The 12943-nt window shown below is 74.3% G+C and carries 12 protein-coding genes; 3 read left to right on the top strand and 9 right to left on the bottom strand.

Features of this window, described 5'->3' with window-relative positions; genetic code table 11:
- Positions 1 to 129: 129 nt before the first annotated feature.
- The gene (locus tag ACZ7RU_RS02795) at positions 130 to 1479 is read right to left on the bottom strand and encodes a class II 3-deoxy-7-phosphoheptulonate synthase (RefSeq protein ID WP_470339153.1); all 1350 of its coding nucleotides are present in this window, start codon (positions 1477 to 1479) and stop codon (positions 130 to 132) included.
- A gap of 303 nt (positions 1480 to 1782) precedes the next feature.
- Here ACZ7RU_RS02795 and ACZ7RU_RS02790 point away from each other — a divergent pair, with 303 nt between their 5' ends.
- A complete protein-coding gene (locus ACZ7RU_RS02790; RefSeq protein WP_470339152.1) occupies positions 1783 to 3720 on the top strand; it encodes a chorismate-binding protein in 1938 nt (645 codons plus the stop codon).
- 94 nt (positions 3721 to 3814) lie between these two features.
- Here ACZ7RU_RS02790 and ACZ7RU_RS02785 read toward each other — a convergent pair whose 3' ends face one another.
- From ACZ7RU_RS02785 to ACZ7RU_RS02775, 3 genes are read right to left on the bottom strand one after another with little or no spacing between them, the layout of a single operon-like run.
- The gene (locus tag ACZ7RU_RS02785) at positions 3815 to 4510 is read right to left on the bottom strand and encodes a response regulator (RefSeq protein WP_470339151.1); all 696 of its coding nucleotides are present in this window, start codon (positions 4508 to 4510) and stop codon (positions 3815 to 3817) included.
- Positions 4507 to 5733: a MacS family sensor histidine kinase gene (gene macS, locus ACZ7RU_RS02780; protein ID WP_470339150.1), complete on the bottom strand. Its 1227-nt coding sequence runs from the start codon at positions 5731 to 5733 to the stop codon at positions 4507 to 4509. The genes ACZ7RU_RS02785 and macS overlap by 4 nt, the downstream gene beginning before the upstream one ends.
- 49 nt (positions 5734 to 5782) lie before the next feature.
- The gene (locus ACZ7RU_RS02775) at positions 5783 to 6598 is read right to left on the bottom strand and encodes a lysophospholipid acyltransferase family protein (protein WP_470339149.1); all 816 of its coding nucleotides are present in this window, start codon (positions 6596 to 6598) and stop codon (positions 5783 to 5785) included.
- Between the two features lie 200 nt (positions 6599 to 6798).
- On the opposite strand from ACZ7RU_RS02775, the gene ACZ7RU_RS02770 reads away from it, so the two are divergent.
- Both ACZ7RU_RS02770 and ACZ7RU_RS02765 read left to right on the top strand, forming a co-directional pair.
- Entirely contained in the window at positions 6799 to 7593 is a 795-nt protein-coding gene (locus tag ACZ7RU_RS02770; protein ID WP_470339148.1) for an alpha/beta hydrolase, read from the top strand.
- 10 nt (positions 7594 to 7603) lie between these two features.
- Positions 7604 to 8374, top strand: a complete 771-nt coding sequence (locus ACZ7RU_RS02765; protein ID WP_470339147.1) for a hypothetical protein — start codon at positions 7604 to 7606, stop codon at positions 8372 to 8374.
- A gap of 15 nt (positions 8375 to 8389) precedes the next feature.
- On the opposite strand, the gene ACZ7RU_RS02760 is transcribed toward ACZ7RU_RS02765, so the two are convergent.
- From ACZ7RU_RS02760 to ACZ7RU_RS02740, 5 genes are all read right to left on the bottom strand, one after another.
- Positions 8390 to 9172, bottom strand: a complete 783-nt coding sequence (locus ACZ7RU_RS02760; RefSeq protein WP_470339146.1) for an endonuclease/exonuclease/phosphatase family protein — start codon at positions 9170 to 9172, stop codon at positions 8390 to 8392.
- A 134-nt stretch (positions 9173 to 9306) separates the two neighbouring features.
- On the bottom strand, positions 9307 to 10251 hold the full coding sequence (locus ACZ7RU_RS02755) for an ROK family glucokinase (RefSeq protein WP_470339145.1): 945 nt from the start codon (positions 10249 to 10251) through the stop codon (positions 9307 to 9309).
- Between the two features lie 192 nt (positions 10252 to 10443).
- Entirely contained in the window at positions 10444 to 10836 is a 393-nt protein-coding gene (locus ACZ7RU_RS02750) for a DUF5304 family protein (protein WP_470339144.1), read from the bottom strand.
- Between the two features lie 126 nt (positions 10837 to 10962).
- Positions 10963 to 12135, bottom strand: coding sequence for an ArsA family ATPase (locus ACZ7RU_RS02745; protein WP_470339143.1), 1173 nt, complete (start codon positions 12133 to 12135; stop codon positions 10963 to 10965).
- A 40-nt stretch (positions 12136 to 12175) separates the two neighbouring features.
- A complete protein-coding gene (locus ACZ7RU_RS02740; protein WP_355265109.1) occupies positions 12176 to 12610 on the bottom strand; it encodes an SRPBCC family protein in 435 nt (144 codons plus the stop codon).
- Positions 12611 to 12943 lie beyond the last annotated feature (333 nt).

The following is a 12943-nucleotide window of genomic DNA, read 5'->3' as shown; positions in this document are numbered from 1 at the left end:
TTGACTAAGGTCAGCCTTAGTTCGCTGAGGCTTACCTTACCTGGCGAAACGGGTACGAAAAAGCCCCTCCGGGCTCGGGAATCCCGAATCCGGAGGGGCCTTCGTCACATCGGACGGGGCACCGCGGGCCTACTGGCCGCGGTACATCTCCGCCACCAGGAACGCCAGGTCCAGCGACTGGCTGCGGTTGAGGCGCGGGTCGCAGGCCGTCTCGTAGCGCTGGTGCAGGTCGTCCACCATGACCTCGTCGCCGCCGCCGACGCACTCGGTGACGTCGTCGCCGGTCAGCTCCACGTGGATGCCGCCCGGGTGGGTGCCGAGCGCGCGGTGCACCTCGAAGAAGCCCTTGACCTCGTCCAGGACGTCGTCGAAGCGGCGGGTCTTGTGCCCGCTGGAGGCCTCGAAGGTGTTGCCGTGCATCGGGTCGCAGATCCACACCGGCTTGGCGCCGGAGGCGGTGACCTTCTCCACCAGGCCGGGCAGGTGGTCGCGGATCTTGCCCGCGCCCATCCGGGTGATGAAGGTCAGGCGGCCGGGCTCGCGCTCCGGGTCCAGCTTCTCGATCAGGGCGAGCGCCTCGTCCACCGAGGTGGTCGGGCCGAGCTTGACGCCGATCGGGTTGCGGATCTTCGAGGCGAACTCGATGTGGGCGTGGTCCAGCTGCCGGGTGCGCTCGCCGATCCACACCATGTGGCCGGAGACGTCGTACAGCTCGCCGGTGCGCGAGTCCACGCGGGTCAGCGCGGTCTCGTAGTCGAGGATCAGCGCCTCGTGCGAGGAGAAGAACTCGACCGCCTTGAACTCCTCCGGCACCACGCCGCAGGCGCTCATGAAGGCCAGGGCGTTGTCGATCTCCCGGGCGAGCTGCTCGTAGCGCTGGCCGGCCGGCGAGTTGCGGACGAAGTCCTGGTTCCAGGCGTGCACCTGGCGCAGGTCCGCGTAACCACCGGTGGTGAACGCGCGCACCAGGTTGAGCGTCGCTGCGGACGCGTTGTACATCCGCTTCAGGCGCTCCGGGTCCGGAATGCGGGACTCGGGGGTGAACTCGAAGCCGTTCACCGAGTCGCCGCGGTAGACCGGCAGGGTCACGCCGTCGCGGGTCTCGGTCGACTTGGAGCGCGGCTTGGAGTACTGGCCGGCGATGCGGCCGACCTTCACCACCGGCACGGAGGCCGCGTACGTCAGCACGGCGGCCATCTGGAGCAGCGTCTTCAGCTTGTTGCGGATCTGCTCCGCCGAGACGCCGTCGAAGGCCTCGGCACAGTCACCGCCCTGAAGGAGGAAGGCCTCCCCGCGCGCCACGGCTCCGAGCCGGGCGCGCAGCTGGTCGCACTCGCCGGCGAAGACGAGCGGCGGATAGGAGGCGAGCTCGGCAAGGGTCTTGCGCAGAGCCTCTTGGTCCGGCCATTCAGGCTGCTGCGCCGCGGGCAGGGACTCCCAGGAATGGGCAGCCCTCGATGTCTCAGTCGTAGCGGTCACACCGCCAAGGCTACGGGGTGACAGGAGTGACTCGTGACGATTGCCCGAGGGATGAGACGCATCTCGGACAAAGACGTGATCGCCCTCACCCCTCCCGGCGCATCCGCTACGCTCCAACCATGCACGCGCCCCACACCCACTCCTGGTGGTGGACCTCCCCCAAGGGTGGCCCACAGATGGCGCGTTCCTAGACGAACACGACGGCCGCCCCTCGGGGCGGCCGTCGGCGTCTGAGCAGACGGCCCTCCGGGAGCGGACCTCGCACCGCCTCTCAGCAGTCCATCCGGAAGGAAGCCGTTTCCCGTGACCACCGCCGTCGACCTGCTCACCCGTCTCACCGGCCCGGACGCCCCCGCGTTCGCCCTGCTGCACCGCCGCACGCCCCGGCTCAGCCCGGACACCGTCGAGGTGCTGCTGGGCACCGTCGACAGCTACGAGCACCTCGCCGACCTGCCCGTGCGCAGCGGCGCACCGGCCGACGGCGGGCCGGTGCACGACCTGCTCGCGCTCGTCCCGTACCGCCAGATCCGCGAGCGCGGCTTCGAGGCGCACGACGACGGAACCCCCTTGCAGGCCCTCTCGGTGGCCGAGCAGCACGTGCTTCCGTTGGCCGAATTCACCTACGCCCTGCCGAAGTTGCCGGTCTCACTTGCCGGTGGCGGGTTCGACGTGGACGACGACGCGTACGCCGCGATCGTCCGCCGGGTGATCCGCGACGAGATCGGCAACGGGGAGGGCGCCAACTTCGTGATCCGGCGCGACTTCCACGCGACGCTGGACGACTTCTCCCCCCAGCTCGCGCTGACGCTCTTCCGGCGGCTGCTGGAGCAGGAGCGCGGCGCCTACTGGACCTTCCTGGTGCACACCGGCGACCGGGTGCTGGTCGGCGCCTCCCCCGAGGTGCACGTCCGGCAGAGCGGCGGCACCGTCGTGATGAACCCGATCTCCGGCACCTACCGCTACCCGACCGGCGGCTCCGACCTCGACTCGCTGCTCCAGTTCCTGCACGACCCCAAGGAGTTGGAGGAGCTCACCATGGTCGTGGACGAGGAGCTCAAGATGATGTGCACGGTCGGCGACCTCGGCGGCCAGGTGCTCGGGCCCCGGCTCAAGGAGATGGCCCACCTCGCCCACACCGAGTACGAGCTGCGCGGGCGCACCTCGATGGACGTCCGCGAGGTGCTCCGCGAGACGATGTTCGCGGCGACCGTCACCGGCAGCCCGGTCGAGAACGCCACCCGGGTGATCAGGCGCTACGAGCCCTCCGGGCGCGGCTACTACTCCGGCGCGCTCGCCCTGATCGGCCGCTCCGCCAGCGGCGGGCAGCTGCTGGACTCGCCGATCTGCATCCGCACCGCCGACATCGACCCGGCCACCGGCCGGCTGGTCGTCCGGGTCGGCGCCACCCTGGTGCGCCACTCCGTCCCGGAGTCCGAGGTCGCCGAGACCCACGCCAAGGCCGCCGGGGTGCTCACCGCGATCGGCGCCCGGCCCGCGCCCGCCCGGCTGCCCCACCCGGGCGGGCCCCGGCTCGCCGACGACCACCGGGTGCAGGCCGCCCTGGACGCCCGCCGGGCCGACCTCGCGCCGTTCTGGCTGCGGATGCAGCAGCCGGCCGAGATCACCGAGGCCGAGCCGACCCTGGTCGTGGACGGCGAGGACACCTTCACCTCGATGCTCTCCCACCTGCTCGGCTCGCTCGGCCACCGGGTGACGGTGGCCCGCTACGACGAGCCGGGGCTGCGCGAGCGGGTCGCGGCGCACCGGGGCGCGCTGGTGCTCGGCCCCGGCCCGGGCGACCCGGCGCTCGTGGACGACCCCAAGATGGCGGTGCTGCGGCCGATCGTCGCGGACGCGCTGGCCGCCGTCCGCACCGGCGCCCGCACCTCGCCGCTGCTCGCGGTCTGCCTGAGCCACCAGCTGCTGGCCGCCGAACTCGGGCTCGCGCTGGGCCGCAAGGCCGTCCCGTACCAGGGGGCGCAGGAGCGCATCGACCTGTTCGGCGGCAAGCACACGGTCGGCTTCTACAACACCTTCACCGCGCGCTGCTCGGAGGAGGACGCGGCGCGGCTCGCCCTCGAGGGCGTCGAGGTCTCCCGGGACGCCGTCACCGGCGACGTGCACGCGCTGCGCGGGCACGGCTTCGCGGGGCTCCAGTTCCACCCGGAGTCGGTGCTCACCCGCGACGGCGTGGGCATCGTGGCGGGCCTGCTGCGCGAGGCGACGGCCGCGCTGCGCTGAGCCGGCGGCGCGGCCCCGGGCGGATGTGCCCCGCCCGGGGCCGCGCGTCGGGCCGTGCCGCGGGGCCGGGCCTGGAGCCGGGGCCGGGCGCCGCTCAGAACCCGTCGTCCAGGCCCTGCTCGATCGCGTACCGGACCAGCTCCACCCGGTTGTGCAGCTGGAGCTTCCCGAGCGTGTTCTGCACGTGGTTCTGCACCGTCCGGTGCGACAGCACCAGCCGGTCGGCGATCTGCCGGTACGACAGCCCCTTGGCCACCAGCCGCAGCACCTCGGTCTCCCGGGCGGTCAGCTGCGGGGCGGCCGGCGCCGAGGCCGCGGCCGGTTCGGCGGCCAGCCGGCGGAACTCGCCGAGCACCAGGCCGGCCAAGCCCGGGGTGAACACCGCGTCGCCGACGGCCGTACGGCGCACCGCGTCCAGCAGTTCCTCCCGCCCGGCCGACTTCAGCAGGTAGCCGGTCGCACCGGACTTCACCGCCTCCAGCACGTCCTGGTGCTCGCCACTGGCCGACAGCACCAGCACCCGCACCGCCGGGTCGTGCGCGACCACCTGGCGGCACACCTCGGCGCCGGACAGGCCGGGCAGGTTGAGGTCCAGCACGACCACCTGCGGCGTGCAGGCGCGGGCCCGGCGGACGGCCTCCTCGCCGTCGCCCGCGGTGGCGACCACGTCCAGCCCGGCCTCCGCGAGGTCGCGCGAGACGGCGTCCCGCCACATCGGGTGGTCGTCCACCACCATCACCCGCACCGGCCGGTCGGCGGTCGGCTGATCGGTCGTCAACTGGTCGGTCATGGCGTGGCCTTCCTCGGAACGCGCAGTTCTACCTCGACGCCCTCCCCGGGCGCCGAGTACAGCTCGGCCGTGCCGCCGAGGTCCAGCAGCCGGCCGCGGATCGACTGGGAGACGCCGAGCCGGCCGGCCTGCTCCGCCTCGCCGAGCCGGCCCGGGGCGAAGCCGGGGCCGTCGTCGCGGATGCTGACCGTGACGGCCTCCGGCTCGTCCTCCACCAGGATCCAGGCCCGGGCCCGCTCCCCCGCGTGCTTGCGCACGTTGTCCACGGCGGCGCCGACCGCCGCCGCGAGCTCGCCCGCCGCCGGGCCGGGCAGCAGCACCGGGGTGCCGGGGGCGGAGAACGTGATCCGCTCGTCCGCGTACGGGCGCAACAGCGCGGTGAGGTCGCGCGGGGCGTCCGGGTCCGGCGGCTCGGCGGCGTCGGACCGCGACGCGCGCTGGGCCGGCAGCGGACCGCCCGTCATCAGGGTGCGCAGCGCGCGCTCCTGTTCACCGGCCAGCCGGCCGAGCTCGGCGAAGACCGCGCCGGAGCCCGTCCCCTCGCTCAGCTCCGCGCCGCGCCGCTGGACCAGGGCGAGCACCTGGAGCACGCCGTCGTGGATGTCCCGGGAGAGCCGCTCGCGCTCCCGGGTGGCCGCCTCCACCTGGAGCGCCCGGGTGAGGGTGGCCTCGCTGGCCCGGGCCAGCTCGATCACGTAGCCGACCGCGCAGCCGGCCACCATCAGCAGCACGATGTTGTGGATGTTGTCCCCGGTCGGCCCGCCGTGGCCGAGGATGTTGGCGACGCCGATCACCGAGCCCGAGGCCGCCGCCGGGCGCCAGCCGCCCTTCGCGGCGAAGCCGAGGACCGTGCCGGCCGCCCAGATGGTCGGCAGGGTGGGCGCGCCGTGGCTGATCCGGGCCGGGGAGTCGGTCAGCCCGCTCATCACGATGCCGGTGACGGCGAGGGTGAGGTCGGTGCCCAGGACGTACCAGGTGCAGCGCCGCGGGTCGGCGAAGGCCCGGGTGCTGGCCAGGGTCCACAGGGTCAGCGCGCCGAGGAAGATCCAGCCGGCCACCGGGTGCAGGAAGTGCAGGTACGAGTTGAAGTACCGCAGCAGGGCGTAGCACAGGGCCAGCACCCGGAAGTAGGAGATCGCCCGCCACAGCGGGAGCTCGACGGACATGCCGCCGGCCGCCACCGTGCCGCCGACCGCGCCGGCTCTGCCGCCGTCGTCCGTCATCCGCCCCTCCCCTGGGCCCGTCCGGTCGGCCAGGCGGCCGCGCGGACGACTACTCCGGCTTCTCCGAGGTGCCCGGCTCGGCGGACTTCGCGGCCTCGGCCGCGGCCTTCTCCGCCTCGGCGGCCTCCGCCTTCTCCGCCTTGGCCGCGGCCCGGCGCTCGGCGTCGGCCTTCTTCTTGTCGTCGGCGATCTGCCGCTTGGCGGCGGTCGCGTAGATGTCCACGTACTCCTGGCCGGAGAGCCGCATGATCTCGTACATCACCTCGTCCGTCACCGAACGGAGGATGAAGCGGTCGTTCTCCATGCCGTGGTAGCGGGAGAAGTCCAGCGGGCGGCCGATCCGGATGCCGGGGCGGATGCCGAAGTTGGGGACGACCTGGCCGGGCGGCTGCACCTTCTCGGTGTCGATCATCGCGACCGGGATCACCGGGGCGCCGGTGGCCAGCGCGACGCGGGCCAGGCCGCCGACCTTGCCGCGGTACAGCTTGCCGTCGGGCGAACGGGTGCCCTCCGGGTAGACGCCGAACAGCTCGCCGCGGTCCAGCACCGCGATGGCGCTGCGGATCGCGGCCTCACCGGCGCCGCGCACGCCCGACCGGTCCACCGGCAGCTGGCCGACGCCCTTGAAGAACGCCGCGGTCAGCCGGCCCTTGAGGCCCGGGGTGTTGAAGTACTCGGCCTTCGCGATGAAGGTGACCCGGCGCCTGATCAGCGCGGGGAAGAAGAACGAGTCCGAGAAGGACAGGTGGTTGCTCGCGATGATCGCGGCACCCTCGGCGGGGATGTTCTCCTCGCCTTCGATCCACGGCCGGAAGAAGAGCCGAAGCAGTGGCGCGACGATCATCTTCATCAGTCGGTAGAACAACCCGGGCCTCCTGTTATGCGGACCGGTCGATCCTAATGCCCCGCGGCCGTCCGCCGCGCCCGGCCCCGCCGGAGGGGCCGGGCCGAGCACGCTCGAAGGGGGTGTACGACCCGGCGCGGAGCGTGGGACGATGCGGTTTCGCAGCACCTCCCCACCAGCGTCCCCTCCCCCAGCGCCACCCGCCCGCGAAGGAGTCCGCCATGCCGTTGCTGCCCGGTGCCGAGCCCTACCACCACCGCGGCGGACCGGTGGGGGTGCTGCTCTGCCACGGCTTCACCGGGTCGCCGCAGTCGCTGCGGCCGTGGGCCGACGAGCTGGCGGCGGCCGGCTTCACCGTCTCGCTGCCGCTGCTGCCCGGGCACGGCACCCGCTGGCAGGACATGCAGCTCACCCGCTGGGAGGACTGGTACGCCGAGGTCGAGCGCGAGCTGCTGGCGCTCGCCGAGGAGTGCGAGCAGGTCTTCGTCTGCGCGCTGTCGATGGGCGGCGCGCTGGCGCTGCGGCTCGCGGCCCTGCACGGGCCGACGGTCTCCGGCCTGGTGCTGGTCAACCCGTCGGTGCGCTCGGACACCCCCGCGAGTGTGCTGCTGCCGGTGCTGCGCCACCTGGTCCCCAGCCGTCCCGGGGTCGCCAACGACATCGCCCGGGCCGGCGCGGCCGAGGTCGGCTACGACCGCACCCCGCTGCACGCCGCCTGGTCGCTGACCCGGCTGTGGCGGGAGGTCCAGCGGCTGCTGCCGGAGGTGACCCAGCCGGTGCTGCTCTTCCACAGCCCGCAGGACCACGTCGTCTCGCCGGCCAACTCGGAACTGGTGCTGGCCCGGATATCCTCGACGGACGTGACCGAGCGGCTGTGCCAGCGCAGTTTCCACGTCGCCACGCTGGACCACGACGCGGCGGAAATATTCGGGGCCAGCCAGGACTTCATCCGACGGCTGGCTCCCGCGAACGCGGCGGGCGTCACCCGGGTCGAATCCGACGATCACCATGGCTGAAGGGCCGGAAGTGCACGAGAGCAGCACGGCGGGCGGCGGGGACGAGGCTCCCCGCGAGGACGGCGCGACCAGGGACGGCGGGACGAGCGCCGCCGTCCCGGGCGGTACGCCGACGGACCGAGGCGGCCCGGACGGCGCCGCGACGCCCCCGCCAGTCAAGGACACCGCCGAGGACACCGCCCGCTCCGCCGGGAACGCCGGGGACGCCGCCGGGCCGCAGGCCCCCGCCGAGCGCCGTCCGCGCCGCGCCCCCGAGCGCAGCCAGGCCGAACAGGACGAGATCTTCGCCGCCCTGGTGGCCCAGTTCGACGACCCGGTCGACCTCAACAACCCGAACTGGCCGGAGGTCGAGAACCTCCGGGCGCAGAACGAGCTCAAGGGCGGCCACAAGGAGGCCGGCACCGGCGCCCGCGACGACCAGGACGACCTCTCCGACCTCGCCCCGCGGCCCCGCCCCCGCTCCGGCCGTCCGGTGATGCCGGCCGGCGGCGCGGGCCCGCGCGACTTCGAGCTGGCCGAGGAGACCGACGAGGGCCACTTCGTCCCGCCGGAGCCGCCGCCGCTGCCCGCCGCCGACGTGACCGCCAAGTTCGCCTGGCTGGCGGTGCTCGGCGGCCCGGCCCTGCTGCTGGTCGACGCGGTGGTCTGGCGGGAGATCTCCGGCTGGCCCGCCTGGGTGGGGATCACCGCCTTCCTCGGCGGCTTCGTCACCCTGGTCGCGCGGATGAAGGACCGCGACGAGGACGAGCCGGAGGACCCGGACCACGGCGCGGTCGTCTAACCGACGGCCGGGCGGCTAGACGACCGGCAGTTCGAGGACGGCGAGCACCGGCAGGTGGTCGGTGGCGGCCCGCAGGTCGGCCTCCGTGACGCCGGGCAGCCCGTGCGGCACCCCGCAGCCGAGGACGGTGATCCCGGGCGTGGCGAAGACCGCGTCGATCCGCTGGTAGGGGCGCTCCGGTACGGAGGTGAACTCGCCTCCCCAGGGCGCGGTCGGGTACCCGTCCTGGAGCCGGGAGGCCAGCAGCCGCCAACCCGGCCCGTCCGGGTGCTCGTTGAAGTCCCCCGCCACGACGCCGAGTTCGGCGATCCCCAGCTGGTCGAGCAGCAGCTCGAACTGCCCGTACCGCTCCTCCGGGTCCAGGCTGAGGTGGCAGCTGGTGACGGTGAACGGCGCTGTGCCGGGCAGCCGCAGCAGCGCGCCGGCGAAGCCCCGGGCGTGCAGGCCGCGGGTCTTGGGCAGCAGCCGGTCGTGCACCTCCAGCAGTTCCACCGCGCCGGGCCGGCCGAGCAGCAGCGGCCCGGCGGCGGTGCGGCCGCCGCCGGCCAGCACGACCGTCCCGGTGCTCCTGGCCAGCCAGGCGGCCTGCCCCTCGGGCCGCCAGTAGCGCGGGGACTCCTGGACGCAGACCAGGTCCGGCTCGCAGGCCCGGATCACCCGGGCCAGCGCCCGCCGGTCGTCGCGCAGCGAGCGGATGTTGTAGCTGAGCAGGCGCAGCCGGCCCGGGCCGGGCGGCGGCAGCGGTTCGGGGGCCGCGGCGGTCCCGGTCGCGGCGGCGGTCGTGGTCGCGGCGCTCATGGTCCTCCCCTGGGCGGTCACCTGATCGATCCGACCGTACGCGGCCGGGCCGGGACGTGCGACGGCGGCGGTGCGTCCGGGATCGGTCGGGGCCCGGTCGCACCGCCGCCGGCGGGCTCTGAGGGGTGGGGCGGTTACGGGACGCGGGCGAGGTCCGCCGCGCCGACGATGCCGGCGGCGGAGCCCATCGAGGCCAGCACGACCTCGGCGCGCGGGCGGTGCACCCCGCCGGTCAGGTAGTGCTCGAAGGCCTTGGTGACCGGGTCGAGCAGCAGCCGGCCGGAGTCGGAGACGCCGCCGCCGAGCACGAAGACGCCCGGGTCGAACAGCGCGGCGAGGTCGGCCATGCCGCGGCCCAGCCAGTCGGCCAGCTCGGCGTAGCACTCCAGGGCGAGCGGGTCGCCCTCCTCGGCGGCCTGGGTGATGTGGATGCCGCGGATGGTCTCGGCCACGCCGTCGTTGAGCTCCAGCATCCGGCGGCCGCGCTGCGGGTCGGCGGCGGCCTTCTCCCGGCCGTAGCGGCGCAGCGCTCGCCCGGAGCCGTACTGCTCCCAGCAGCCCTTGCCGCCGCAGCCGCAGGTCAGGCCGTCGGGGACCATGTTGAGGTGGCCGATCTCGCCGGCCACGCCGAAGCGGCCGCGGTGCAGCCGACCGTCCAGGACGATGCCGCCGCCGATGCCGGTGCCGACGGTGATCAGCACCATGTCCTGGTGCTCGGCGGCCGCGCCGAAGCGGAACTCGGCCCAGGCCGCGCAGTTGGCGTCGTTCTCGACGACGGTGGACAGGCCGGTGAGCTCCTCGACCCGCCCGCGCAGCGGCTCGTTCTCCCAGTCGATGTTGGGGGCGAAGATCACCGTGGAGCGGTTGCTGTCGACGAAGCCGGGGGCGCCGACGCCCACCGCCGTGACGCCGGGGTGCTGCTCCTTGAGCTCGCGCACGGCCTGCGCGATGGCGTCGACCGCCCACTGCGGGTCGGCCGGGGTGGGCACCCTGGACCGGGCCAGGATCTCGCCCGCCTCGTCGACCACACCTGCCGCGATCTTGGTCCCGCCGACATCGACGCCGATGGTCAGAGCCATGTGTCCCTCAGCTATTCACTCGTTCCGCTGGACGGAAACGCTACCGCCCAACCCGGCCCCCGTACACAGCCTCGCATACATTATCCGAAGACAATCCTGGGGCAGGCGGGCCGGGATGCTTCAAAAGTCTTATCTAATATCCTTCTTCGTGACGTACGAGAGCAGCGCGATCACCCTCCGAAAGTCACGGTTTCACTGCTTGGCGGACGGCCCGTCAGTCTCGTCGAGGTCGATCTTCTCGGTCGGCGCGCTCTGCCCGGCGGTCCAGCGGCTCTCGTGCCCGGCCACGGCGGCGCGGTAGGCGGCCAGCAGTTCGGTACCCGCGGCGGCGAGCCCGGTACCGGCGGCGGCGAGATGGGAGTAGACCTCGGGCTGCTGGGTGCGCAGCCGGTCGGCCAGCCCGGACAGGGTGATCAGGGTGGTGGCGCTCGCCTCCTGGGCCTTCTCGCCGAGCGCACCGGCGAACCGGCGGACCTCGTCCACCAGCGGGCCCAGCTCCGGTCCGAACGGGTTCCCCTGGCCGCCCGGCTCGCCGCCCTGCCGGGCGCCGGGCTCGGTGCGGTCGCGGTCGTCGGTGCTGGTCATCGCGGGCGCCTCCTCAGCCGTGGCCGCACCCCGCGGCCCTCCGGCCCGACGCTACCCGACCGGCCGGGCCGCCCGGAAAGGCGCCGAATCCGCACCGAGCCCCGCCCGACCGGCGTCGAGCCCCCGTCAGCCCCGCGGCCAGAGCGCCGGGTCGGGCGCGAACCGCACCGAGAGCACCCCGTCGTGCAGTCCGGCCCCGGCCACCGTGCAGCGGCGCAGCGCGGACGGCAGGGTGAGCACCCGGCGGTGGGTGCCGAGCCCGACCACCAGCTCGTCGCCCCGGCGGACTAGGTCCAGCTCGGAGCGGTCGGCACCGGGCAGGTCGAGGTGCCAGACCAGCAGGCCCTCGTCGGCGAGCCGGTCCTCGACCGGCCAGGGCTCGGGGGCCAGCCGCTCGGGCCCCTCCCCGTCCCCGTAGAGCCGGTCGGCGACGGCCTCCAGGGTGGCCTCGGCCAGGCCGGTGACCAGCACCGGGGCGTCGGTCTCGGCGGCGAGCCCGGTCAGCTCCTCCTGCCGGCGGCGGGCCAGCGCGGCCAGCCAGGGGTCGGGCGAGGAGACGGCCTCCTCGGGCAGCGCGCCGTGCACCACCACGGCGTCCGGCCGGTGCCCGTGCAGCGCCAGCCCGGCGCGGATCCGGCGCAGCTCCCGGTACGGGTGGCCGTCGGCCGGCACCACCAGCCGGACGCTGGTGCCGGGGGCGGTGACGGCGGCACGGGACTCGGCGAGCGCGGCGGCGGCCTTGGTGCGCCCCTCGTACAGCCAGTCGGAGGGCATCGGGACGCCGGCCAGTCCGGCCAGCAGCGGGCGCAGCGCCCGGGCGGCCTGCCGCTGCTCGGGGACGAGCCGGTCCAGGTAGCGGGCGAGCTGCTCGGGCAGGGCGAGGGTGGCGATCAGCTCGGCGGGCGGCGGGGCGAGCACGACCAGGACGTCGTGGTCGGCGGCGGGCAGGGCGCGCAGCAGGGCGAGCCGGGCGATGCCGGGGAGGGCGGTGAGCTCCTCGGCGTCGAGCTGTTCGGCGCCGAGCAGGTCGAGGGCGGGCTTGAGCCGGCCGGTGAGCTCGCCGACGGCGTAGCGGAAGGCCGCCTGCTCGTCGATCCGGGAGACGGTCAGGCCTGGTGCGTACCGGAGCGGTTCGGGCTCCAGCCGGGTGCCGAGGGCGGAGTCCAGGGCACGGTGCGGGTCGTCGGCCGCCAGCAGCCAGGTGCGGTGGCCCCGCCGGGCGGCGTGCAGGGCGGTGGCGGCGGCCACCACGGGTGCGCCCGCGTCGCCGCTGACCAGGATGGTGCGTGTCGCCGTCATGCCGTCCGGCCCCCGTTCGGTCGTCTCAGCCTTCGACGTGTCAGCCTTCGACGCGCTTCTTCAGACCGGCCAGGGCGCGGTCGATGATGACCTTCTCGGCCTTGCGCTTGATCATGCCGAGCATCGGGATCTTGACGTCCACGGCGAGCTGGTAGGTCACCTCGGTGCGGCCGCCGGCCAGCGGGGCGAGGGCGTAGGAACCGTCCAGCGAGCGGAGCATCTGGCTGCGGACGAGGGTCCAGGAGACCTCGCGGTCGCCGTCCCAGGTGTAGGCGAGGACGTGCTCGTCGCGGATCGCGCCGGCGTCGAGCAGCAGCCGGACCTCGGCCGCGCGGCCGTCCGCGCCGGTCTCCAGGACCTCGATCTCCTTCACCTCGCCGGTCCAGGCCGGGTAGGCGGCGAAGTCGGCGATCACGGCCATGACCGTGGCCGGGGTCGCGTCGATGGTGATGCTCGACCTGGTGTGCTCCGCCATGGAATGGCCCTCCGCCTCGTCCCTCTGCCTGCCGGTCCGGCCGGGGCGCGCTCGGCCCGGTCCGCCCGGAGCAGGCTATCGCGCCCGGCGACCGGCGATCGGCTCTGGGCCGCGCCGGAGGGCGGCGTGATGCACACCCGCCCCGAGCCGAAGGGGTGCGCCGGTGCCGAAAGGGAGAAGCGAGGGAGCGAGGAACGAGCGAGGGAGCGCCGACCGTCGGCACCGGGTCAGAGCGCCCCGGAGGCAAGCGGGCGAGCCCCCGCCCCGAGCCGAAGGGGCGCGCCGGTGCCGAAAGGGAGAAGCGAGGGAGCGAGGGAGCGCCGACCGTCGGCA

The organism is Kitasatospora sp. NPDC114501, assembly GCF_055633695.1.
Note: the sequence above shows the minus strand (reverse complement) of the source record. Positions and strands in the feature narration are given on the sequence as shown.

Bases quoted from the DNA above. Each gene is read 5' to 3' on its own strand.
- ACZ7RU_RS02755 (WP_470339145.1), bottom strand. From the start codon at position 10,251: ATGGCTCTGACCATCGGCGTCGATGTCGGCGGGACCAAGATCGCGGCA.
- ACZ7RU_RS02770 (WP_470339148.1), top strand. From the start codon at position 6,799: ATGCCGTTGCTGCCCGGTGCCGAGCCCTACCACCACCGCGGCGGACCG.
- macS (WP_470339150.1), bottom strand. From the start codon at position 5,733: ATGACGGACGACGGCGGCAGAGCCGGCGCGGTCGGCGGCACGGTGGCG.
- ACZ7RU_RS02760 (WP_470339146.1), bottom strand. From the start codon at position 9,172: ATGAGCGCCGCGACCACGACCGCCGCCGCGACCGGGACCGCCGCGGCC.
- ACZ7RU_RS02740 (WP_355265109.1), bottom strand. From the start codon at position 12,610: ATGGCGGAGCACACCAGGTCGAGCATCACCATCGACGCGACCCCGGCC.
- ACZ7RU_RS02785 (WP_470339151.1), bottom strand. From the start codon at position 4,510: ATGACCGACCAGTTGACGACCGATCAGCCGACCGCCGACCGGCCGGTG.
- ACZ7RU_RS02750 (WP_470339144.1), bottom strand. From the start codon at position 10,836: ATGACCAGCACCGACGACCGCGACCGCACCGAGCCCGGCGCCCGGCAG.
- ACZ7RU_RS02745 (WP_470339143.1), bottom strand. From the start codon at position 12,135: ATGACGGCGACACGCACCATCCTGGTCAGCGGCGACGCGGGCGCACCC.